The 21,759-nt window shown below is 33.5% G+C and carries 24 protein-coding genes; 13 read left to right on the top strand and 11 right to left on the bottom strand.

Translation table 11 applies throughout. From position 1 onward, the window contains the following. Window positions 1-330 precede the first annotated feature (330 nt). Together ABI657_RS15530 and pepT are read left to right on the top strand one after the other, a co-directional pair. Window positions 331-1,470, top strand: a complete 1,140-nt coding sequence (locus ABI657_RS15530; RefSeq protein ID WP_348098183.1) for a formylglycine-generating enzyme family protein — start codon at window positions 331-333, stop codon at window positions 1,468-1,470. Window positions 1,471-1,590: 120 nt separating this feature from the next. Next, a complete protein-coding gene (pepT, locus tag ABI657_RS15525) occupies window positions 1,591-2,865 on the top strand; it encodes a peptidase T (RefSeq protein WP_348098182.1) in 1,275 nt (424 codons plus the stop codon). Window positions 2,866-2,970: 105 nt separating this feature from the next. On the opposite strand, the gene yajC is transcribed toward pepT, so the two are convergent. From yajC to ABI657_RS15510, 3 genes are all read right to left on the bottom strand, one after another. Next, a complete protein-coding gene (gene yajC, locus ABI657_RS15520) occupies window positions 2,971-3,243 on the bottom strand; it encodes a preprotein translocase subunit YajC (protein WP_348098181.1) in 273 nt (90 codons plus the stop codon). Window positions 3,244-3,288: 45 nt separating this feature from the next. Next, window positions 3,289-4,200 carry a transcription antitermination factor NusB gene (nusB, locus tag ABI657_RS15515; protein ID WP_348098180.1) on the bottom strand — a complete coding sequence of 304 codons (912 nt, stop codon included), beginning with the start codon at window positions 4,198-4,200 and terminating at the stop codon, window positions 3,289-3,291. Between the two features lie 226 nt (window positions 4,201-4,426). Beyond that, window positions 4,427-5,533 (bottom strand): amino acid dehydrogenase, encoded by a 1,107-nt coding sequence (locus ABI657_RS15510; protein WP_348098179.1) that lies wholly within the window; start codon window positions 5,531-5,533, stop codon window positions 4,427-4,429. Window positions 5,534-5,735: 202 nt separating this feature from the next. Between ABI657_RS15510 and ABI657_RS15505 the strand changes: the two genes are divergently transcribed. The 6 genes from ABI657_RS15505 (at window position 5,736) to ABI657_RS15480 (ending at window position 12,361) form a co-directional block, all read left to right on the top strand. Then, the gene (locus ABI657_RS15505) at window positions 5,736-7,514 is read left to right on the top strand and encodes an ABC transporter ATP-binding protein (protein WP_348098178.1); all 1,779 of its coding nucleotides are present in this window, start codon (window positions 5,736-5,738) and stop codon (window positions 7,512-7,514) included. 68 nt (window positions 7,515-7,582) lie between these two features. After that, on the top strand, window positions 7,583-7,951 hold the full coding sequence (locus tag ABI657_RS15500; protein WP_348098185.1) for a PUR family DNA/RNA-binding protein: 369 nt from the start codon (window positions 7,583-7,585) through the stop codon (window positions 7,949-7,951). A 208-nt stretch (window positions 7,952-8,159) separates the two neighbouring features. Beyond that, window positions 8,160-10,295 (top strand): glycoside hydrolase family 3 N-terminal domain-containing protein, encoded by a 2,136-nt coding sequence (locus tag ABI657_RS15495; RefSeq protein WP_348098177.1) that lies wholly within the window; start codon window positions 8,160-8,162, stop codon window positions 10,293-10,295. Between the two features lie 11 nt (window positions 10,296-10,306). Then, entirely contained in the window at window positions 10,307-11,134 is an 828-nt protein-coding gene (locus ABI657_RS15490) for an alpha/beta hydrolase (protein ID WP_348098176.1), read from the top strand. A gap of 23 nt (window positions 11,135-11,157) precedes the next feature. Beyond that, the gene (locus ABI657_RS15485) at window positions 11,158-11,715 is read left to right on the top strand and encodes an alpha/beta hydrolase (protein WP_348098175.1); all 558 of its coding nucleotides are present in this window, start codon (window positions 11,158-11,160) and stop codon (window positions 11,713-11,715) included. Then, window positions 11,708-12,361, top strand: a complete 654-nt coding sequence (locus ABI657_RS15480) for a YIP1 family protein (RefSeq protein WP_348098174.1) — start codon at window positions 11,708-11,710, stop codon at window positions 12,359-12,361. Before ABI657_RS15485 ends, ABI657_RS15480 begins: the two co-directional genes overlap by 8 nt. A gap of 2 nt (window positions 12,362-12,363) precedes the next feature. Here the strand turns inward: ABI657_RS15480 and ABI657_RS15475 are convergent, their stop codons facing one another. Next, entirely contained in the window at window positions 12,364-12,699 is a 336-nt protein-coding gene (locus tag ABI657_RS15475; protein WP_348098173.1) for a tRNA-binding protein, read from the bottom strand. Between the two features lie 124 nt (window positions 12,700-12,823). Here ABI657_RS15475 and ABI657_RS15470 point away from each other — a divergent pair, with 124 nt between their 5' ends. The 3 genes from ABI657_RS15470 (at window position 12,824) to ABI657_RS15460 (ending at window position 15,132) form a co-directional block, all read left to right on the top strand. Beyond that, window positions 12,824-13,717 carry an alpha/beta hydrolase gene (locus ABI657_RS15470; RefSeq protein WP_348098172.1) on the top strand — a complete coding sequence of 298 codons (894 nt, stop codon included), beginning with the start codon at window positions 12,824-12,826 and terminating at the stop codon, window positions 13,715-13,717. Window positions 13,718-13,832: 115 nt separating this feature from the next. Continuing rightward, on the top strand, window positions 13,833-14,387 hold the full coding sequence (locus ABI657_RS15465; protein WP_348098171.1) for a thioredoxin family protein: 555 nt from the start codon (window positions 13,833-13,835) through the stop codon (window positions 14,385-14,387). 364 nt (window positions 14,388-14,751) lie between these two features. Beyond that, window positions 14,752-15,132 (top strand): GreA/GreB family elongation factor, encoded by a 381-nt coding sequence (locus ABI657_RS15460; protein WP_348098170.1) that lies wholly within the window; start codon window positions 14,752-14,754, stop codon window positions 15,130-15,132. Between the two features lie 89 nt (window positions 15,133-15,221). Here ABI657_RS15460 and ABI657_RS15455 read toward each other — a convergent pair whose 3' ends face one another. The 7 genes from ABI657_RS15455 to ABI657_RS15425 form a co-directional block, all read right to left on the bottom strand. Beyond that, window positions 15,222-15,530: a cytochrome c gene (locus ABI657_RS15455; RefSeq protein ID WP_348098169.1), complete on the bottom strand. Its 309-nt coding sequence runs from the start codon at window positions 15,528-15,530 to the stop codon at window positions 15,222-15,224. 91 nt (window positions 15,531-15,621) lie between these two features. Beyond that, the gene (locus tag ABI657_RS15450; protein WP_348098168.1) at window positions 15,622-16,554 is read right to left on the bottom strand and encodes a peptidylprolyl isomerase; all 933 of its coding nucleotides are present in this window, start codon (window positions 16,552-16,554) and stop codon (window positions 15,622-15,624) included. A 54-nt stretch (window positions 16,555-16,608) separates the two neighbouring features. Then, the gene (locus ABI657_RS15445; RefSeq protein WP_348098167.1) at window positions 16,609-17,760 is read right to left on the bottom strand and encodes an MFS transporter; all 1,152 of its coding nucleotides are present in this window, start codon (window positions 17,758-17,760) and stop codon (window positions 16,609-16,611) included. Between the two features lie 69 nt (window positions 17,761-17,829). Then, the gene (locus ABI657_RS15440) at window positions 17,830-18,177 is read right to left on the bottom strand and encodes a cupin domain-containing protein (protein WP_348098184.1); all 348 of its coding nucleotides are present in this window, start codon (window positions 18,175-18,177) and stop codon (window positions 17,830-17,832) included. A 191-nt stretch (window positions 18,178-18,368) separates the two neighbouring features. Further along, window positions 18,369-18,920 carry an NAD(P)H-dependent oxidoreductase gene (locus ABI657_RS15435; RefSeq protein ID WP_348098166.1) on the bottom strand — a complete coding sequence of 184 codons (552 nt, stop codon included), beginning with the start codon at window positions 18,918-18,920 and terminating at the stop codon, window positions 18,369-18,371. 27 nt (window positions 18,921-18,947) lie between these two features. Beyond that, on the bottom strand, window positions 18,948-19,820 hold the full coding sequence (locus ABI657_RS15430) for a Zn-dependent protease (RefSeq protein WP_348098165.1): 873 nt from the start codon (window positions 19,818-19,820) through the stop codon (window positions 18,948-18,950). Window positions 19,821-19,917: 97 nt separating this feature from the next. Further along, the gene (locus ABI657_RS15425) at window positions 19,918-20,283 is read right to left on the bottom strand and encodes a hypothetical protein (RefSeq protein WP_348098164.1); all 366 of its coding nucleotides are present in this window, start codon (window positions 20,281-20,283) and stop codon (window positions 19,918-19,920) included. A 251-nt stretch (window positions 20,284-20,534) separates the two neighbouring features. Here ABI657_RS15425 and trmD point away from each other — a divergent pair, with 251 nt between their 5' ends. After that, window positions 20,535-21,215, top strand: coding sequence for a tRNA (guanosine(37)-N1)-methyltransferase TrmD (trmD, locus tag ABI657_RS15420; protein WP_348098163.1), 681 nt, complete (start codon window positions 20,535-20,537; stop codon window positions 21,213-21,215). 159 nt (window positions 21,216-21,374) lie between these two features. Next, on the top strand, window positions 21,375-21,725 hold the full coding sequence (gene rplS, locus ABI657_RS15415; protein ID WP_294926668.1) for a 50S ribosomal protein L19: 351 nt from the start codon (window positions 21,375-21,377) through the stop codon (window positions 21,723-21,725). Window positions 21,726-21,759 lie beyond the last annotated feature (34 nt).

Raw genomic sequence — 21,759 nt, 5'->3', positions numbered from 1 at the left:
TAATGTACTTCTTCCGGGTCAAACCAAAAAAGTATCGGGCGAATTATCAATTTATACATGCGTAGCTTATTTTTTTGGTTGCAAATTTAATTATTATACTTGAAAATTCCTCCCTTTTTATACAAACATATAAATTCAATTTTGTGCCATTTTAAGCTCTTTAAAACACCTATTTTTGATTACCATTGTATTTTTTATATTGTAAAAAGATCTAAAAGCGAACAGAAAATAGTAATTAAATAAAATGTTTAGTAACCCTATAGAATAAATAGAATAATTTATTTAATTTTGACATTATTTAAAAATTACTTCCAGTTAACACCCATTATAATGAGAAATAAAGCCCGTTGGATTTTTGCCTTACTTACTATTTCAATATTTTCTATTGCCAATGGTTGCACTAAACTTAACATTCCGAAAGAAAGTCATGACACAATAGACTGTAATGAAACCCAAAATACAGCTGAAGAGTCATCGTTTGAACCAACATTAGAAAATAAGAACAAACCAGCAACTGATAAAACTCCAAAAGAAATGGTATGGATTCCAGGAGGGGAATTCTCTATGGGAAGCAATGTTAAAGACGAAAGTTTGTGCAGTATAAAAGGTGTTACAAAAGATGCTGCTCCTATACACAGAGTATATGTTGACGGATTTTATATGGATAAAACCGAAGTGACCAACGAACAATTTGAAGCTTTTGTAAAATCAACAGGTTACGTTACACTGGTCGAAAATAAACCAACTCCAGAGCAATATCCTGATGTTCCTTTAGAAAATTTAATTGCAGGTTCGGCAGTGTTTACACCTACTCCCGCAAAAGTAGATTTGAATAACTACCTGCAATGGTGGACGTATGTTGGAGGTGCTGACTGGAGACATCCCGAAGGACCTTTGAGTTCAATAAAAGGAAAAGAAAAATACCCTGTAGTTCAGGTTTCTTACGAAGATGCTGTCGCTTACGCTGAATGGGCAGGAAAGAGATTACCAACTGAAGCAGAATGGGAATTTGCTGCACGTGGAGGCAAAACCGGTCAGTTGTATGCCTGGGGAAACATCTTAAAACCTGAAGGGAAATTTCAGGGGAATATCTATCAGGGAAATTTCCCTGTTGAAAATGGCGATACTGGTGCAGACGGTTATATTGGGATTGCCCCGACAGCACAATTCAGTCCTAATTCTTATGGAATTTATGACATTGGAGGCAATGTCTGGGAATGGACAAATGATTGGTATACTGCGGATTATTATTCTATTTTAAAAGACTACGGCAAGGTTACACGTAACCCGCAAGGTCCTGAAAAATCACACGATCCCTCAGAACCCGGATTACCAAAAAAAGTACAGCGTGGCGGATCCTTTTTATGTACGGATCAATATTGCACGCGTTATATGGTGGGAACAAGGGGAAAAGGAGATTACCAGTCGCCGGCAAATCACATTGGTTTCAGATGCGTTAAGAGCATTTAATTATATAATTAAGATATAAAAAGGATTCTATTTAATTGAATAGAATCCTTTTTATATTACAGATTTTTAAACTAATTAATACACCTTGAAAAATGTCTATCTTTGCTAAAAATTAAAAAAATGCAACATATAATAGATCGATTTATCAGTTATGTAACTATTGATACCGAATCAGACCCAAATTCGCAAACAACACCTAGTACCGAAAAACAATGGAATCTGGCCAATAAATTAGTTGAAGAACTAAAAAGCATTGGTTTGGAAGATGTTACTATAGATGATAAAGCCTACATTATGGCAACTTTACCAGGCAATGTTGACCATGAAGTACCAACAATTGGTTTTGTTTCACATTTTGATACTTCTCCGGATTTTTCAGGAGCGAATGTAAAACCTCAGATTGTTCCGAATTATGATGGAAAAGATATTGTTTTGAATGCTGAAAAAAATATAGTTTTATCTCCAAATTACTTCAAGGATTTATTACAATATAAAGGCCAGACATTAATTACTACTGACGGAACTACGTTATTAGGAGCCGATGATAAAGCGGGAATCACTGAAATTGTTTCTGCTATGGAATATCTTATTCAGCATCCGGAAATCAAACATGGGAAAATCAGAATTGGTTTCACTCCTGACGAAGAAATTGGCCGTGGCGCTCATCATTTTGATGTTGAAAAATTCGGCGCTCAATGGGCTTATACCATGGACGGAAGTCAGATTGGTGAATTGGAATATGAAAATTTTAATGCTGCCGGAGCAAAAATCACCTTTAAAGGAAAAAGCGTTCATCCGGGTTATGCCAAAGGAAAAATGATCAATTCGATGTTGATCGCTAATGATTTCATCAACGAGCTTCCAAAAGGAGAAACTCCACAGGAAACTAAGGGTTACGAGGGATTTTTTCATGTACATCATTTAACCGGAAGCATTGAAGAAACTGTTTTAGAATTGATTATCAGAGATCATAACAAGAATAAATTTGAAAAAAGAAAAGAACTGATTGGGAAAATTACCAAAAAAATCAACAAAAAATTCGCTAAACAATTTGGTGAAGATATCGTTACAGCAAAAGTGAAAGATCAGTATTACAATATGAAGGAAAAAGTTCTTCCTGTAAAACATATTGTTGATATTGCCGAAAAAGCGATGAGAGAATTAAAAATAAAACCCATCATAAAACCGATTCGTGGCGGTACTGACGGATCGCAACTATCCTATATGGGATTGCCTTGTCCTAATATTTTTGCCGGTGGACATAATTTCCACGGAAAGTATGAATATATCCCAGCGGAAAGTATGCAGAAAGCAACTGATGTAATTGTAAAAATTGCAGAATTGACTGCTATTCCCGGAACTTTTGATGTCGTTGAAAAGCCTAAAAAGAAATGATAACTAGCAAACGTTAATTTTATCTGGCATTTTAATTGAACAAAAAAATCCCAAATTCTAGTTTAGAATTTGGGATTTATATTTTTAATAGAATTTCTAAAAAATTTATGCTTTTTTCAAAGCAGCACTCATTTCCATAGAAATAGCTGAGCGCTCTAATTTTAATTTTCCAGACATTGTTTCGATTACAACTGTAGTTTCAGCAAGTTCAACCACTTTACCATGTAAGCCGCTTTTAGTAATTATCTTATCACCTACTTTTAGGCTGCTTTCAAATTCTTTTTCGTTTTTTGCTCTTTTTTGTTGTGGTCTGATCATAAAGAAATAGATTACCACAAACATTAAAATGAAAGGTGCAAACTGAGTAAATTGTCCCATAATTTAAATTATTTTTTTTTTGATTTATTATTATTATTTTTTAATCTACATTAACCCTCTTCCTACTTTAACCATCTTTTTATTGGCTGTAAGTTCTTTTACAAGGTTATCTAAAATTCCGTTTATAAAAATACTGCTTTTTGGTGTAGAATACTCTTTTGCGATTTCTAAATATTCGTTAAGAGTTACCTTTACAGGAATAGAAGGGAATTTTAAAAATTCGCAAATAGCCATTTTCAAAATAATAGTATCAATTTCTGCAATACGATCGCTGTCCCAGTTTGGTGTCTTGTCATCATATTCTTTTGCTAAAATCGATTCGTTTAAAACTGTTCTTCTAAACAAATCTTTGGCAAAATCTTTATCTTCAACATCCTTGTACAATTTAGGTACTCTGAAATCATCTGATTCTTCAGATTTAATTGCTTTTAACTGTTTAATAATTAAAGTGTTAACAACCGGAATATCATCAACCCAGGTTAATTTATCATCTTCTAAATACTCATACAATTTTTCATTGGGTACAATAACGTCAGAAAACAAATCAATTATAAATTGTCTGTCTTCTTCAAAAGTATTGGTAGAATTATTCATGTATTTAGCATACAAATCGCTTGCTTTAATATCATTCAAAAGCAATAAGATATAATCGTCATTCAACGTCCAGTTGTTGATTTTTCGATTTTCTAAAGCGATACTAAGGGAATTGCTTTCTGTAAGAAGCTGAAAAATTTTGTTTTTGATAAACTTTTCATTCGGATTACGTTCTGCAGCAGTTGCAAGATGTTTTTTACTTGACAGATGTAAAAAAACAGATTCTTTTTTACAAATTTCAATTAGTGAAGAAAGCATTATGAGGTATAAATCCTGAATATTATCAATACTGTAAAAAAGAAATTTTTCTTCTTTTTCCAGATTGTCAGAACCGCTTTGATGCATTGCATAAATGGATTGCATGACTTTAACGCGTAAGTGTCTTCTATTTACCACCTTGTAAGAACATTTAAAAATTAGTCTGCAAAAATAAGAATTTCAAAGGGGATATTAAAATTTATACCAATAAAAAACGTTTGCAAAAGCTAATTAATAATTGATATAAAAAAGTCTCAGTATTCAGTCGAAATTTTGAAATTGGACTGAATACTGAGACTAATATTGCGATTGAAACTTAGAATAAAAAAAATTACTTCTTACTATTCTCTATTTTTCTTAAATCGATACGATTCTGAGCAATTGTAAGTGCCGCTTTGTGCGTCGTCATTCCATTTTTTACAGCATAATCGATAATCTCTAAAGTAGTATTATAGATATTTTCGGTTTTGCTCATGATCTCCGCTTTACCATAATGCTCTAATTCGGCATATACATTGATAATTCCACCAGCGTTGATCAGGAAATCCGGAGCATATAAAATACCTCTTTCCTGCAATCTTTGTCCGTGAATATTTTCATCCGCTAACTGATTGTTGGCAGCACCGGCAATTACTTTAGCTTTAATTTTATTTACAGTGTCATTATTAATTGTTGCTCCCATTGCACATGGCGCATAAATATCAACATCTGCAGCGTATAAATCTTCTCCTGCAAATATTGTTGCGTTATATTTTTGAGCTACTTCGTATAATTTTTCTTCATTAATATCCGCAATAGTTACGATTGCTCCTTCTTTAGTCAAATATTCTACTAAAGCTTCACCTACGTGACCAATTCCCTGTACTAAAACTTTCTTACCATCCAAAACATCAGAACCAAACTGACTTTTAGCAGCCGCTTTCATTCCTAAATAAACACCGTAAGCAGTAATAGGAGAAGGATTTCCAGACCCCCCTCTTTCTTCAGAAATTCCGGTAACATAAGGCGTAACATCTCTCACCGTGTCCATGTCTTTAGTTTCCATTCCAACATCTTCAGCCGTGATATATCTTCCGCTTAAAGAATGTACAAATTCACCAAACTTACGCATCAGTTCAGGTGTTTTCTGAGTTTTGGCATCCCCAATAATGACTGCTTTACCACCACCAATATTCAATCCGGTAATGGCAGATTTATAAGTCATACCTCTTGAAAGACGCAAAACATCGTTTAAAGCTTCCCATTCGGTATTATAATTCCACATTCTCGTTCCACCCAATGCTGGCCCCATAACCGAATTATGAATACCAATAATTGCTTTTAAACCTGTATCTTTGTCATTGCAAAATACAATTTGTTCGTGATTGTCAAAAGATAACTGACCAAAAACAGGATCCATTTTTTGAAGTTCCTTTCCAGTTGCAAAAGTTGCATCCATAGCGTTATTGTTTATTTTTTTAAATTATGAATTCGTCAAAAAGACAACTCAAATTTAAACAAAAAATGCATATGTGCTAATTTTTTGTCTTTAAAACAACTATTTTTCAATATAATTGTTTTTATTAAATTCATTTTATTATCTTTTTTATTAAGAATAATGAATAAAATCATTTCGTTTCAACATTGAATCCATTAAAAAAATGAAAGAATTAAGTTATTTAAATAAATATTTTATTAAATATAAATACAGTTTTTCCTTTGGAATTTTAATCACTATAATCGCACAAATATTTTTCTTGTTTACTCCAAAGCTTGTTAGTAAGGTATTTGACATTATTGAACAATTCCTCAAATTATCAAAAGTTGATAGAAAATCAACAATTATTATAAATTTTTACGAACGCGATTTAGTCCATAATGTATTATTGATTATAGGAAGTGCACTTATAGCAGGATTTTTAACTTTTTTAATGCGCCAGACTTTAATTGTGATGTCACGTCATATCGAATTTGATTTAAAAAACGAAGTATTCAGGCAATACGAAAACCTTTCGCAGAACTTTTACAAGCAAAACCGAACCGGGGATTTAATGAACCGCATCAGTGAAGATGTTTCCAAAGTTCGCATGTATGTTGGTCCTGCAGTTATGTACACCATAAACACTGTCATTCGTTTTGCAATTGTTATCCTATATATGTATAATGTTTCGCCTTTGTTAACATTGTACACGATTCTTCCACTGCCCATTTTATCTTATTGTATTTTTAAATTAAGTTCAGAAATCAATAAACGAAGCACGACCTTTCAGCAATACCTTTCAAAAGTATCCAGTTTTACACAGGAAATATTTTCAGGAATCCGTGTCATTAAAGCGTATTCATTAGAAAATCAACACCAGAATAATATGATTGCTTTATCTGAAGAAAGCAAAAGCAAAAGTTTGGATTTAGCCAAAGTGCAATCACTATTTGGCCCTCTTATGATTGCCCTGATCGGGATTAGTAATTTGGTTGTCATTTATTTTGGAGGTTTGATGTATATTAATGGTACGATTCCGAATATCGGAACTATTGCCGAATTTATTTTGTACGTTAACATGCTGACCTGGCCGGTAGCTTCTTTAGGTTGGGTATCCTCAATGGTTCAGGAAGCTGAAGCTTCTCAAAAACGTCTGAATGAATTTTTAAAAATTGAACCTGAAATCAAAAACAACAATCACAGTCCGTCTGATATTCAGGGTTCAATTGCTTTTGAAAATGTGAGTTATACCTATGAAGATACTAATATTGAAGCTTTAAAGGATGTCACTTTTACCGTAAAAAAAGGAGAAACACTGGCTATTTTAGGAAAAACAGGCTCCGGAAAATCGACTATTCTGTCTTTGATTTCGAGATTATATGATGTTACCGAGGGACAAATTACAATTGACGAAAATGAAATCAGTAAATTGAATCTAAATGATCTGAGAAGCAGTATAGGTATTGTTCCTCAGGATGCTTTCCTGTTTTCAGATACCATTAAAAACAACATCAAATTTGGAAATCAGGATGCTACACATGAAGAAGTCATTGAAGCTGCCAAAAATGCTGTTGTTCATGATAATATCATCACTTTTAACAAACAATACGACACAATTCTAGGAGAAAGAGGCATCACACTTTCGGGTGGACAGAAACAGCGTGTTTCAATTGCCAGGGCTATTATCAAAAATCCTGAAATTTTACTTTTTGACGATTGCCTGTCTGCGGTAGATACAGAAACGGAAGAAACGATACTTAATAACTTATTTAAAATTTGCAAGGATAAAACTACAATAATTGTAAGCCATCGCATTTCATCGGCAAAAAATGCAGATAAAATAATTATTTTAGAAAATGGCCAAATTATTCAACAAGGTTCTCATAATCAATTAATAAATCAGGATGGCTATTATTCTACGTTATATTTTAAACAACTTTCAGAAAAAGAATCACTTTAATTGTTGCGTAATAGATAAATTTTTATGATTTTTGAGTACTAATAATTCCAAAAATGATAGAACGTATTATGAGAGAAAATGACATGTTAGAAAAAGAAGAGATTTTTTCTAAAGTATTACGAGCAGGAAGAAGAACTTATTTCTTTGACGTAAGAGCAACCAAAGCTGACGATTACTATATTACCATTACTGAAAGCAAGAAATTCACTGAAGAGGATGGTTCTTTTCATTTTAAAAAACACAAAATTTATTTATACAAGGAAGATTTTAGTGCTTTTGCTGAAATTCTTGAAGAAATGACATCATATGTCCTGAACCATAAAGGGGAAGAAGTAATTTCTGAAAGACACCAAAAAGATTTTAAGAAAGAATATGGTTCTGATAAACCAGAAGACCAGGTTTCAAGTTTTACCAATATTGATTTCGACGATATCTAATCCGAAATAACTTTTTATAAAGTACAAGTCCATTATGTTTTTCATTTTGGACTTTTTTTATATATTTAAATCAAAATTACTAACCTTGAAAACATTAACCACAAAATCACTTTATTGTTTATTATCTTTTTTTTGGATAATTTCAATATCATACAGTCAAAAAAAGAGCTCAGATATAGAAAAAAAGATTGACAAAGTCATAAAAAGTATGACTATAGAACAAAAAATTGGTCAGGCATGCCTCAAAGGAACTTCCAGTCGCAGTAAAGGATTATCTGAAGAACTTAAAAATGAAGTCAGACTTGGTTTGGTTGGAGCGATTTTAAACCTTACTGAGCCTAATCTTGTTTTGGAAATACAAAAAATTGCTGTAGAAGAAAGTCCTAATCATATTCCCTTGTTATTTGGAAGAGATGTTATTCACGGATACAAAACTATTTTCCCAATTCCGTTAGGCCTAGCCGCATCCTGGGATATGGAATTGGTTGAAAAAACATCTAAAATTGCCGCTAATGAATCGTACTCCAGATGCATTAACTGGACTTATGCTCCAATGGTGGATATTGCCAGGGATGCCCGTTGGGGAAGAATTGCAGAATCGCCGGGTGAAGATCCGTTATTGGCATCACGATTAGGAGTTGCTTATATTAAGGGATTTCAGGGAAATGACCCATCTGTTCCCGGGCAAATTTTAGCCTGTGCGAAACATTTTGCGGCTTATGGAGCAGCAGAAGGGGGAAGAGATTACAATACTGTGAGTATGTCAGAATCTTTGCTTCGAAATATCTATTTAAAACCTTTTGAGGCAGCAGCAAAATCAGGAGCTGCAACTTTCATGAGTTCTTTTAATGACCTTAACGGGATTCCCGCTTCAGGAAGCAGCTTTTTGCTTAAAAAAATTCTGAGGAAAGAATGGAAATATGATGGCTTTGTTGTGAGTGACTGGAATTCAGTTACCGAAATGATTCCGCATGGTTATGCTGCCGATGAAAAAGATGCAGCACTCAAATCTGCAGCAGCAGGACTTGATATGGAAATGACGAGTTTATCTTATTCCCATCATTTAAAAACCCTGATTACCGAAAAAAGAGTTTCAGAAAAGCAATTGGATGAAATGGTCCGTAATATCCTTCGAATAAAATTCAGAGCCGGAATTTTTGAAAATCCATACTTTAAAGACCGTGAAAAATTTTCATTATTAAGTGCCGATGCTTTGCTAACTGCAAAAACAGCAGCGGGTAAAAGCTGCGTTTTACTGAAAAATGAAAATCAGATTTTACCTTTAAAATCCAATCAAAAAATAGCAGTAATTGGTCCGTTGGCAGATGCCTCAAGAGAACAATTAGGAACCTGGGTTTTTGATGGAAATAAGGAAGATTCTCAAACGCCGCTTAAAGCTTTACAAAATAGTTTCGGAATCAATAATGTATTTTATTCTGCCGGACTTTCGCATAGCCGGTCTTTATCTGAAGAAGGTTTTGCAGCCGCAATTGAACAAGCTAAAAAATCAGATGTTATTCTGTTTTTTGCCGGTGAAGAAGCTATTCTTTCCGGTGAAGCACATTCCAGAGCTAACATAAATTTACCTGGATTACAGGAAAAATTAATTGCCGAATTACAAAAAACAGGAAAACCAATTGTATTAGTGATAATGGCAGGAAGACCTATCACTTTACTAGCTGTTTTACCAAAAGTGAATGCATTAGTTATGGCTTGGCATCCTGGAACAATGGCGGGTCCGGCCATTTCAGACGTTCTTTTGGGAGTAGTAACTCCGTCAGGAAAATTACCTGTGACATGGCCAAAAGAAGTGGGTCAGATTCCTATTTATTACAATCATCCCAACACAGGAAGACCTGCAGATCCTAAAACTTTTGTAGCTATTCAGGATATTCCGGTGGAAGCCTGGCAAAGCTCGTTAGGCAATAATTCCCACTACCTTGATGCAGGGTACGAACCACAATTCCCTTTTGGTTTTGGATTGAGTTACACGACATTTTCATACGATAATTTAAAAATCGAAAAAACTAATCTTAAAGGCAATGATAAATTGACTGTCTCGGCAAGTATTACCAATACTGGAAACGCAACAGGAATTGAAACAGTACAACTCTATATACGTGACATTACAGGAAGCATTGTCAGACCTGTCAGGGAGCTTAAAGATTTTTTACAAATCGAATTAAAACCAAAAGAATTGAAAACTGTGCAATTCTCAATTCCTGTTTCAGATCTTGCTTTTTATAATGACAAAATGGAACTGAAAACAGAACCCGGTGATTTTAAAGTCTGGATTGCTTCACATGCTGAAAATGGTCTGGAAGGCGATTTTAAAGTCGAATAACAATTTATATTATGAAAAAAATAATCTTATTTATTTATTTAATCATTGGCGTTTCGTGCATTGCCCAAAAAACAGAATATGAAACCAAAACCAACATACCATATTACAGTACAGCTACAAATAAAGCAGACTCGTATATTAATGAAAGATGTGTTTTAGATATTTACTACCCTAAAAACATGAAGGGATTTGCCACAATAGTGTGGTTTCACGGTGGAGGACTAACCGGAGGAAACAAAGAAATCCCGGAAGCCTTAAAAAACAAAGGTTTTGCAATCATTGGGGTTAATTACAGATTATCTCCAAAAGTAAAAGCAGAAAAATGTATTGAAGATGCCGCTGCAGCAGTTGCTTGGGCTTTTAATACTATTGCCAATTATGATGGTGATAAGTCTTCTATTTTTATTTCCGGCCATTCTGCAGGAGGATATTTAGCCTCGATGATTGGCTTAAATAAAAAATATCTTCAAAAGGAAGGAATTGATGCCAATAAAATTGCCGGGATTATTCCGTTTAGCGGGCAATGTATTACGCATTTTGAGATTAGACGAGAAAACGGAATTCCGGAAAAACAACCCACAATTGACGAGTTTGCCCCTCTTTTTCATGTTCGTGCCGATGCTCCTCCGCTTTTATTAATTACCGGAGATCGTGAACTGGAAATGTTAGGCAGATATGAAGAAAACGCATATATGGAACGTATGATGAAATTAGTTGGACACAAGCAAACCCAGCTTTTTGAATTAGAAGGATATGGTCATGGAATGACTGAACCTGCATTTCCGTTACTTATAAACGAAGTAAACCGAATCCTAAAAGAGAAACAAACCATAAAATAAAATGATTCAAATAATCCACGGCAATGGAAACAAATTTATTAATATTACCCGGACTTGGTAATTCAGGAGACAAACACTGGCAAACTTTTTGGCATAAAAAATTCGAAAACTCAACACGAATTGTTCAGGACAATTGGGACGAACCTAATCGCGAAGAATGGCTTGAAAGATTAAATGAAGAAATCGCTAAACTGAATCAACCCACTATTCTCGTAGCGCATAGTTTAGCAGTTTCTTTAGTTTTACATTGGGCAGAAGTAAATACAAACAAAAATATCGTTGGCGCTTTGTTAGTAGCCCCTGCTGATGTAGATTCACCCCAGCATACACCTGAATGCACACGTAATTTCTCCCCAATTCCAACTTCAAAACTACCTTTCCCATCAATAGTTGTGGCAAGCGAAAATGATCCTTACGCCACTTTTGAAAGAAAGGAATATTTCGCCAAAATGTGGGGAAGCGATTTTGTAAATGTAGGGAAACAAGGGCACATCAACTCTGATTCCGATTTAAAATATTGGGAAGAAGGACAACAGATATTAGAACAATTAATTGAGAAAATTAAATATAAAAATGATTAATAATAATTTCCCAGTAGATGAAATCATAACTCCTGAAAACATTCTAACTAAAATATGGTTTTCCCCAAAAGAGGTTTTCAAATTTATTGCTAATTATAAATACGATAAACATGTCACTTTAATTTTAATTTTATCAGGAATTGTAAAAGCTTTCGATAAAGCCATATCTAAAAATATGGGAGATCATTTACCTCTTTGGGGAGTTATTTGCTGCAGTCTGCTAATTGGTATTACTTTCGGATGGTTTTTTAATATTCTATACGCAGCTGCAATAAGCCGGACAGGGAAATGGTTTGGCGGAAAAAGTAATACTAAATCTATTTTAAATGTATTAGCTTATGCAATTTTACCCTCCATACTTTCTCTGTTTATAACTATTCTACAAATTTCAATTTACGGTAATGCCGTTTTTCAATCCAATCAGTTTGATCTTTATTCAAATGTATCAGATAACGTAATCTACTGGACTTTTTATTCTATTGACCTAATTCTATTAATTTGGTCTGTCATACTTTTAGTCATTGGAATTTCGGTAATTCAAAGAATTTCAATTGGCAAAGCTATTTTAAATATAATACTGCCTGGATTTTTATTAGTGCTAATTTTATTAACTATTTTCATAATCAGCGATTTATTCTTTAATTAAAATCACCCAATTCTCAAGCCATTTTCTATTTCAAAATCAGGAGCTAACAAAATCACGTCTCCCTCATCGCCAACTGCTCCTAGAACCAGGCATTCACTCATAAATTTTCCTATTTGTTTTTTGGAAAAATTTACAACAGCCACAATTTGACGATTTAATACTTCCTCTTTTGTATAACGTTTGGTAATTTGTGCCGATGATTTCCTGATTCCTATTTCAGGACCAAAGTCAATCGCAATCTGATAGGCTGGTTTTTTAGCTTCCGGAAAATCATTTACTTCAATTATAGTCCCAACACGCATATCGATTCTTTCAAATTCATTCCAGGTTAAGTCCATTCTTTAATAATTTTAATCTATTAATGTTGTAAGCATGACTATTAATTCTATAACTGTTTTTGATGGCAAAGCTTCTAATTTTACAAATGTACAGCAAGAAACTAATATATAAAAAAAATATAAAATGGAAAACATTTCATCTCATAACAGTCAGTCACTAAGAGATTTTGATTTTAATGTAACACAGGATTCTACTGATAAATTTATACAAACAGCAGAAAATGTAAAACTATATGTTAAGGATTACGGAAAAGGAAGACCTGTAATTTTAATTCATGGATGGCCACTTTCTAACGAAATGTGGGAATACCAAATTGATTTTCTAGTTCAGAATAATTATAGGGTTATTGCCTATGACAGACGTGGATTTGGAAAATCTTCACAACCTTGGGATGGTTATGATTATGATACTCTAACGGATGATTTAAAAGAAATTATCGATCAGCTGCAACTGGAAAATGCAGCCCTCGTAGGTTTTTCAATGGGAGGTGGCGAAGTAGTTCGCTATTTTAGCCGTCATGGTGGAAAAGGAGTCACAAAAGCAGCCCTGATTTCTTCGGTTATTCCTTTTTTACTTAAAACAGATGATAATCCTGATGGCCATCCAAAAGAGAAAAGTGAAACTACCGCTGCAGCAATTAAAGAGGATCGTATAGGTTTTGTAGATAATTTCGGAAAGACTTTTTTTGGTGTCAACATCATCAACAAACCCTTAAGCAATCCATTATTAGAATATTACAGAATGTTATGTTCTTTTGCGTCGCCACGTGCCACTTTAAAATGTGCTGAATCATTTTCATTCACAGATTTCAGGGACGAATTAAGTACGATAAATGTACCAACCCTGATTATTCATGGAGATGATGACAAAATCGTACCTATTGAGCTTACGTCAAAAAAGGCTTCAGAATCCATAGCGAACAATACTTACATCGTTTATGAAGGTGCGCCACACGGACTTTTCTATACTGATAAAGACAAATTAAATACCGATTTACTGAATTTTCTGAATTCTTAAATCTACTTTATATATCCAAAAAGACTATTTCATAGATTAGCCTTTTTGGATATTTTTTATTGTTGTGTCTTTCTTATTCAGAATTTAAATCTATTTTTGAACAAAGACTCTCAAAATGGCACAAACTCCTTCAAATATGATTCCGATTGGAACTCTTGCTCCAAACTTCAAATTAAAAGATACCAATTCTAATTACAATTATTCGTTTGAAGATTTGAAAGGATCAAAAGGAACGCTTGTTATTTTCATGTGTAATCATTGTCCGTTTGTACTTCATGTTGTTAGCGAAGTAATTATGATTGCTAATGATTATCGCGTACAAGGGCTTGGAGTGATTGCTATTTCAAGTAATGATGTTAAAAAATCCCCTCAGGATTCACCTGAAATGATGACAGAATTTGCTTTTCAAAACAAAATAGATTTTCCTTATTTATATGATGAAAGCCAGGAAGTTGCCAAAGCTTTTGATGCTGCCTGTACACCGGATTTTTATTTGTTTGACAATCAAAACCGATTATTTTATCACGGACAGTTGGACGATTCGAGACCTAACAACGGAATCCCTTTAAGCGGCAGCGATTTAAGAAATGCTATCGATGCCCTGATTTACAACCGAAGCTTAAACGAAATCCAGAAACCAAGTATTGGTTGTGGCATAAAATGGAAATAATCAATCCGTCTATTTAAAAAGTTTAGCTATCTTAGCCAATCAAATAAATTATACTCATTTTGAGCACACTATTATTTACAGTTTTTATATTGTTGTTTTCTTTAAACAGAAAACCGCTTCCTGCTGTATTTATTTTACATAGTAAGGCCTTTATTAATTAGGCCTCCGTCTATTTCATTTCTTCTTTCAGGCGGAGGATTTTTTACCCGCATTAAATTGTTTACTTATTTGAAAGAGCATTGTCTGTCAAATAAAATTTCCGTTTACACCTATTTCAAAATTCTCTAACAATAAAAATATTTTCCTTTCAATATGCTAATCATACCTATTGGATATATAAATAACAATCTAAATAATAATAAATATGAAACCAACTCCTGTTTTCTGCAAAAAAGATTATCATTTCTTAAGGGAATTGATATTAAAAAGTAAAAATGCTACAAATGCCAAGGAAATTGGACAGCTGTCGCATGAACTGGATCGCGCCATTATTAGTAAGGAAGATGTTTTGGATAGTTCGATTATCCGGATTAATTCGCACGTTACCATTGAAGATGTAAAAGCACAAAAGCAAATGAAAATTCAGATTGTACTACCTTCCGCATCAAATGTTAAAGAAGGTAAAATATCAATTTTGGCTCCGTTAAGTGTTGCCATAATTGGTTTTAAAGAGAATGATCAAGTCGATTGGGAACTGCCTGCCGGAATAAAAACCTTAAAAATAATTGCTGTCAGTAATTTGTGATTTTTTGAACACCTCATTTCTGAAGGTGTTTTTTTTATGTTTCTTTCAAACAAAAAAGCATCCCGATTAAAGAATGCTTTTTGAATATTTTATAATTGTGAATTAATATAATTCGAAACAGAGGCTATCTGTGTATCATCCAGATGCGCTTTTTTCTGCATCCTTACTAAGATTGGTGCCCATTCTTCCTGACTAAATTTCTTTGGTTCATACAACTTGTGGCATTTTGCACAATTATTTGAATATAAAATCTGACCTTCCATTAATTCCGATGTTAATACAACGTCTTTTTTAGGTTCAGCACTCTGGGTAGTTGAAGCAACTGGAGAAGTCTTTTGCGTACCACAGGAAACCAATATTAAAGTTAGTACAACAAGAGTTAAAAATTTTGATTTCATCAGCGTAGATTTTTGAGTAAATATAAAAAAAATCCCATTCGACGGATCAAATGGGATTCATTATTAAGACTATTTAAAATCAGTCTAAGTTTTATTTTACGTCCATTAATTCAACGTCAAAAATCAAAGTTGCATTTGGTGGAATGACTCCTCCTGCTCCCGCAGCTCCATAAGCTAAATCGGATGGAATTACAAAACGAGCTTTGTCACCTACCTGCAATAAAGCAATACCTTCATCCCAGCCTTCGATAACCTGACCCTGACCTAATCTGAATTCGATTGGTTTTTTGCGTGGATAAGAAGAATCAAAAACTTTTCCGGTCTCTAAAGAACCTTCATAATGTACAGCAACTGTTTTACCGGATTCGGCTTTTTTACCATCTCCTTTTTGAATCATTTTATAACGCAATCCACTTTCTGTTCTGTCAAAACCAGCAGCCAATTCTTCCATTTTTGCTTCAGATTCTGCTTTTAAAGCAGCATCACGTTTTAGACGCGCACCTTTTAAACCAACGAAAGCTTCAATTGCATTGAATTTTTCAGCTTCTTCACCAACTCTAAGAATCTCTACAGTTTCGAGAGCATCTCCCTGAGCAACAGAATCAACCACGTCCTGACCTTCGATAACATGACCAAAAACAGTATGTTTCCCGTCTAACCATGAAGTTGGGACATGTGTAATATAAAATTGAGAACCGTTACTTGCCGGTCCTGAATTTGCCATTGCTAAAACTCCCGGACGATCATGTTTTAAACTTGGATGAAATTCATCATCAAATTTATAACCCGGATCTCCTGTTCCGGTTCCTTTAGGACAACCTCCCTGAATCATAAAATCAGGAATTACTCTGTGAAATGATAATCCATCATAGAATTTTTGACCCTGAGGTTTTACCTTATTTTCCATATTTCCTTCTGCAAGAGCTACAAAATTCCCTACGGTTCCTGGTGCTAAATCGTGTGCTAATTTTACTAAAATCGAACCTTTAGCAGTATTGAATTTAGCGTATATTCCGTTTTCCATTGTTGTTATTTTTAATTTTGAATGCAAATTTACGAATTAATTTTGTATCAATTTTTATGTACTCTGTTTTTTAAGATTTGATTTAGATTTAAATGTAAGTCCATAAACCAGCAAAGATGATAGTGCCAAAATTGCACAACCAATAGCAACTGCATGCCATCCGCCAATTTTCCATAAAAATAATCCGTAGGCTGAACCTGCTGCAGTTCCTAAAAAACTAAAAGACATAAATACTGTATTCAATCTGTTTCTGGCTTCGGGCAATAAAGAATAAACACGGGTTTGGTTAGAAATATGAACGCCCTGGATTCCAATGTCGATAAAAATAATTCCGATGACAATTCCGATGACACTTTCAATAGAGAAATAAAAAGTAATAAAACTAATTAACATTAATAAGCATCCGTAACCTACAGCTATTCTTGGATTTTTTTTATCTCCCATTTTGCCGACCAAAGGTGCTGCTAAAGCTCCTGAAGCCCCTACAATTCCAAAAAGTCCAATTGTTGCACTATTAAAATTGAATGGTGTACCTGAAAGAAGCAAAACCATTGTTGTCCAGAAAGCACCAAACTGGGCAAAGCAAAATACATTAATTAAAGTCGCTTCACGTAAAACCGGCTGTGTTTTTATTAATGTAAAAAGAGACTGAATTAATTGACCATAATTACCACTAAATTGTGGCTTATTTATAGGGAAATTCTTTTGAATGGCAAAAAATATTGAAAGACATATTCCGGCGGCAATCCAAAACATGGATCTCCATCCTAAAACCTGACCTATAAATCCGCTTAAAGTCCTGGACAATAAAATCCCAACAAGCAATCCGCTCATTATAGTTCCGATAACTTTTCCGCGTTGCTCGGGATTAGTCAATGACGCTGCCAAAGGCAAAATAAGCTGTGGTACAATAGACGTGATTCCGATAAGCAAAGAAGCAATTTGCAAAATCAGGAAATTTTTTGCTGTAGCTGCAATAATCAATGCAATTACTGATGCAAAAGTGGTTGCTAAAATTTGTTTTTTACGTTCGATTTTATCCCCGAGCGGAACCATAAAAAATAGTCCAATGGCATAACCTGCCTGAGTAAGATAGGCTATTGTTCCGGCATTTGCTTCAGGAATTTTAAACTCATTAGCAATTAAAACAATCAGAGGCTGGCAATAATAAAGATTTGCAACAATTAGTCCTGTGCAAACTGCCATAAACAAGACATTGGTTTTGGATAAATTCATATTGCAAAAATACCAATCTAATTTGCAACAGAAAAAAAATTATTTCATAAAATCTTCCCGCATTGGACTAAAAACATCCGTCAGCATTCCTTCTTCCAAACACAAAACACCGTGAATGGCGTGAGGCGGAATATAAAAACTATCCCCTTCTTTTAATGTTTTTGTAGCTCCATTTATTGTTACCTCAAATTTACCTTTTGCTATATAGGTAACCTGAGTATGGTAATGTTCGTGCAGAGCACCAATAGCTCCGGTTTCAAAATATACATTAACCAGCATAACGCGATTGTCAAAAGCTAAGATTTTACGTTTTATACCTTCTCCAACGACTTCCCACTCAATTTCATCGCCAAAAAGAAACTCATTACTTGCAACAGGATTTTCCATATTATTAGTCATTTATTAGTTATTTATTAGTCAAAAATAAGGCTTTGGAGATTCTATTCCAAAGTAATTCGCTTATTCATTTGAAAATAAATCATGATAATTATAATGAGATAATTTTAAAATCTACAGAAAATAAATAATGATGAAAACCATATTTTTAGATTATAATACTATTGGGCCAATTTTATGATTTAAATATTAGCAGGAGCTGAAAATTGATTTTCAAAACTGCTTATAAAAAATTGAAGTTCATGTAGGGTTTCTTCATTGATAATATTTCCTTCCTCATCAATTTTCCCGCGTATACCTTGTATGAGAATCTGTGTATTATTTTCAAATCTGGCTTCAATCGTTTTCATAATTAATAAAAGCTGCTCATGACCCATTTTACCTGAAGCCGAAGCTGTTATCAATCCAACTTTTTTATTAGAGAAAATAGTAGTCGAAACACACCACTCTAATGCATTTTTTAAACTTCCGGGTAGACTGAAAACATATTCGGGTGTACAGATTATAATTCCATCAGCAGATTCAATTTTATTTCTGAATGATACAACGTTTTCATGTGGATTGTCATTATCCAAATCCGGATTAAAATGAGGGATTTCAGATAAACCTTCGAATATCTCAACCTCAAAATCAACTTTAATGTGTTCAGCAATAAATTTTAAAAGTTTAAAATTGCTTGAATTATTTCTCGTACTTCCTGTGATTGCCAGTATTTTTATTTTTTGAATCTGCATTGTAATCTTTAAAAAATTTACAGAATTTTATTCAATAGCATCAAGATCTTTTTTTATCAATTGAAATTCCTGTAATAAATTATTGTTTTTAAAATATTTTTCTAAATCTTTTAGTCTCTTATTATTGTTATATTTTATACATGAATTTAATTTTCTTTGGCAATCAGAGCATAAACGAATCGAATTTTTATCTGTTTCGGATAAGCTATTGGTGCCATTCATAACACAATTGGCATTAATGCAATGATGCAAACCAAACATATGCCCAATTTCGTGAGAACTTATTTTAAGGAGTCGTGATAAGCAGACATTAAAATTTTTAGAAGTTAATTTTCCATCCTGGAGTCTGTAAATTGAGCTTACCCCAACTTTATCGCGATAAGAAGCTAACCCGAACACGTAATTCCAATCCGGTTTAGGAAACAAATCAACTTCCGTCAGTCCCATTAATGCAATTCTATTCAAAGGATTCTCTTTTTTCAAAACACTGTCCAAAACATATCCTGCCAAAAACTGTTCGTTATTTTCATTACCAATTCTTCTTGCCGAATAAGGAATGATAGTATTAGAAACTGTTTTCAAGTTTTGTGTTCTAAGTTGAAAGTAAATTTCCAAATATTCCCTGAGGAGTTCAATTTGTTTCTTTTGTAGAAAAGTAAAATTTCCAATTGGTCTTATATAAATGATATTGGATTTTTTTGTGGGAACAATATGTCTGGATTTTTTATATTGTTCAAAAGTCTGTCCTTTTTCTTTGCGGGAAAATAACCACTCTACCTCAACAGGTTGAGACAATTTTACATCATTATATTCGATACTCTCGAAATATTGATTTTTATTATTTTTTTCACAGGAACAAAACAATATAAAAATAAGGATCGCTATTTTTCTTATATACATTTACTAAATATATCCAAAAAACAACTATTATACAATTAAATAAAAAATATTTCATCAAGTTATTGATCCGTTAAAAACATTTTAAACCAAATAAATATTACCTTCCAGTTAATAAATTCATTCCCATTATTTTCTCAGAATCAATAGCCTGGGGAGGAAAATTTTGTTTTTCTTGTCTTGTAGCCGTAACTTTTCCATCCTTGCTTACATATATATAATTGTAAATCCAATAGTTTTGACCTGCCATTTTGATGCCATCCGAATTATGGGAATCCAAAAAAATCTGATCAGCATATACAAGAATTTCTCCTTCTTGATTATTAGATAAAGTTCGGACAGGAGTTCCCCAGGTATTAATTAATTTGGATTTTGATTCTCCCACAGTTCCAGCCATAGAATTTTTGGTAGTTGCACAAGAAGCGTGCAAAATTACTATCGCAATAATTAGCATTATTTTTTTCATAATATCATTTTTAGAATTTTGACTATTTACTATTTAGCAGGTGTGCAATAATAAGCAAAAACCAGGGGATAATTTTTACATAATTCCAATTAAATATTACATAATTATTTTATAACCTATTGATTTTCAGAGAAAAAAGTATAAAAAATAATTCATAAGACATTAAATCTCCATTAGTAACTTTTAAGTTTCATTTTTAAAATAGTACCAAATATTACTTTGTATCTTTGCACATAAAATTATTGAGAGATATGAGAATTGATATTATTACGATTTTACCTGAATTATTAAGAAGTCCGTTTGAAGCTTCGATTATGAAACGTGCCATTGATAAAGGTTTGGTCGAAGTTCATCTTCATAATTTACGTGATTACACAACCAACAAACAAAAAAGTGTTGATGATTATCCGTTTGGGGGCGGTGCCGGAATGGTGATGACGGTTCAGCCAATTGATGCCTGCATTACACATTTGAAAAGTGAACGCGAATACGACGAAATCATATATATGTCGCCTGACGGTGAAACGCTGAACCAAAAAATGGCCAATACCATGTCGATGTATGAAAATATTATCATTTTATGCGGGCATTATAAAGGTGTAGACCAACGTGTACGGGATCATTTTATTACCAAAGAAATTTCGATTGGCGACTATGTATTATCTGGTGGAGAATTAGGAGCTTTGGTTTTATCGGATGCTTTAATACGATTGATTCCGGGTGTTTTAAGCGATGAGACTTCGGCTTTGACGGATAGTTTTCAGGATAATCTGCTTTCAGGACCTATATATACGAGACCTGCTGACTACAAAGGTTGGAAAGTCCCTGAAGTTTTAACCAGCGGACATTTTGCTAAAATTGACAAATGGCGAGAGGATATGGCCTACGAGCACACAAAAAACAGACGCCCGGACTTGCTAAATGAGTCATAAAGTTCAAATTCTTAAAGACATAACTCAAAAACATTCGTAATCTTTCGACTTTCGACTTGCAACTTTCGACTTTTTTTGTATTTTTGCACCCGACTTAGACTAACCTCTGGCGAGATCCGTGAATGTTGCTCTATATAAAAAACCATAATTAAAATTATCATGGCAGATTTAATGAAATTCGTTCAAACCGAATTAGTTGAGAAAAAAGATTTCCCTGTTTTTGGAGCTGGAGATACTATCACAGTTTTCTACGAAATTAAAGAGGGTGAAAAAACAAGAACTCAGTTTTTTAAAGGAGTTGTTATTCAAAGAAGAGGTTCTGGTAACACAGAAACTTTTACTATTCGTAAAATGTCTGGAGCTGTTGGTGTAGAGCGTATCTTCCCGGTAAACTTGCCAGCTTTGCAAAAAATTGAAATCAACAAGAAAGGTGCTGTACGAAGAGCGAGAATCTTCTACTTCAGAGAACTTACTGGTAAAAAAGCTAAGATTAAAGATAAAAGAAGATAGTCATTTATCTCTTTGTTATAAAAAACTCGTTTCA

Origin of the sequence: Flavobacterium sp., assembly GCF_039930565.1 — a bacterium.
GTDB lineage: Bacteria > Bacteroidota > Bacteroidia > Flavobacteriales > Flavobacteriaceae > Flavobacterium.
This window is presented reverse-complemented; position numbering and strand designations above follow the sequence as displayed.

Excerpts from the sequence above, each read along its gene's own strand:
- ABI657_RS15495 (WP_348098177.1), top strand. The coding sequence starts at position 8,160 with ATGACTATAGAACAAAAAATTGGTCAGGCATGCCTCAAAGGAACTTCC.
- ABI657_RS15485 (WP_348098175.1), top strand. The coding sequence starts at position 11,158 with ATGGAAACAAATTTATTAATATTACCCGGACTTGGTAATTCAGGAGAC.
- rplS (WP_294926668.1), top strand. The coding sequence starts at position 21,375 with ATGGCAGATTTAATGAAATTCGTTCAAACCGAATTAGTTGAGAAAAAA.
- ABI657_RS15455 (WP_348098169.1), bottom strand. The coding sequence starts at position 15,530 with ATGAAATCAAAATTTTTAACTCTTGTTGTACTAACTTTAATATTGGTT.
- yajC (WP_348098181.1), bottom strand. The coding sequence starts at position 3,243 with ATGGGACAATTTACTCAGTTTGCACCTTTCATTTTAATGTTTGTGGTA.
- ABI657_RS15475 (WP_348098173.1), bottom strand. The coding sequence starts at position 12,699 with ATGGACTTAACCTGGAATGAATTTGAAAGAATCGATATGCGTGTTGGG.
- pepT (WP_348098182.1), top strand. The coding sequence starts at position 1,591 with ATGCAACATATAATAGATCGATTTATCAGTTATGTAACTATTGATACC.
- ABI657_RS15470 (WP_348098172.1), top strand. The coding sequence starts at position 12,824 with ATGGAAAACATTTCATCTCATAACAGTCAGTCACTAAGAGATTTTGAT.
- ABI657_RS15500 (WP_348098185.1), top strand. The coding sequence starts at position 7,583 with ATGAGAGAAAATGACATGTTAGAAAAAGAAGAGATTTTTTCTAAAGTA.
- ABI657_RS15445 (WP_348098167.1), bottom strand. The coding sequence starts at position 17,760 with ATGGCAGTTTGCACAGGACTAATTGTTGCAAATCTTTATTATTGCCAG.
- ABI657_RS15430 (WP_348098165.1), bottom strand. The coding sequence starts at position 19,820 with ATGTATATAAGAAAAATAGCGATCCTTATTTTTATATTGTTTTGTTCC.
- ABI657_RS15435 (WP_348098166.1), bottom strand. The coding sequence starts at position 18,920 with ATGCAGATTCAAAAAATAAAAATACTGGCAATCACAGGAAGTACGAGA.
- ABI657_RS15480 (WP_348098174.1), top strand. The coding sequence starts at position 11,708 with ATGATTAATAATAATTTCCCAGTAGATGAAATCATAACTCCTGAAAAC.
- nusB (WP_348098180.1), bottom strand. The coding sequence starts at position 4,200 with ATGCAATCCATTTATGCAATGCATCAAAGCGGTTCTGACAATCTGGAA.
- trmD (WP_348098163.1), top strand. The coding sequence starts at position 20,535 with ATGAGAATTGATATTATTACGATTTTACCTGAATTATTAAGAAGTCCG.
- ABI657_RS15440 (WP_348098184.1), bottom strand. The coding sequence starts at position 18,177 with ATGGAAAATCCTGTTGCAAGTAATGAGTTTCTTTTTGGCGATGAAATT.
- ABI657_RS15425 (WP_348098164.1), bottom strand. The coding sequence starts at position 20,283 with ATGAAAAAAATAATGCTAATTATTGCGATAGTAATTTTGCACGCTTCT.
- ABI657_RS15465 (WP_348098171.1), top strand. The coding sequence starts at position 13,833 with ATGGCACAAACTCCTTCAAATATGATTCCGATTGGAACTCTTGCTCCA.
- ABI657_RS15450 (WP_348098168.1), bottom strand. The coding sequence starts at position 16,554 with ATGGAAAACGGAATATACGCTAAATTCAATACTGCTAAAGGTTCGATT.
- ABI657_RS15505 (WP_348098178.1), top strand. The coding sequence starts at position 5,736 with ATGAAAGAATTAAGTTATTTAAATAAATATTTTATTAAATATAAATAC.
- ABI657_RS15510 (WP_348098179.1), bottom strand. The coding sequence starts at position 5,533 with ATGGATGCAACTTTTGCAACTGGAAAGGAACTTCAAAAAATGGATCCT.
- ABI657_RS15490 (WP_348098176.1), top strand. The coding sequence starts at position 10,307 with ATGAAAAAAATAATCTTATTTATTTATTTAATCATTGGCGTTTCGTGC.
- ABI657_RS15460 (WP_348098170.1), top strand. The coding sequence starts at position 14,752 with ATGAAACCAACTCCTGTTTTCTGCAAAAAAGATTATCATTTCTTAAGG.
- ABI657_RS15530 (WP_348098183.1), top strand. The coding sequence starts at position 331 with ATGAGAAATAAAGCCCGTTGGATTTTTGCCTTACTTACTATTTCAATA.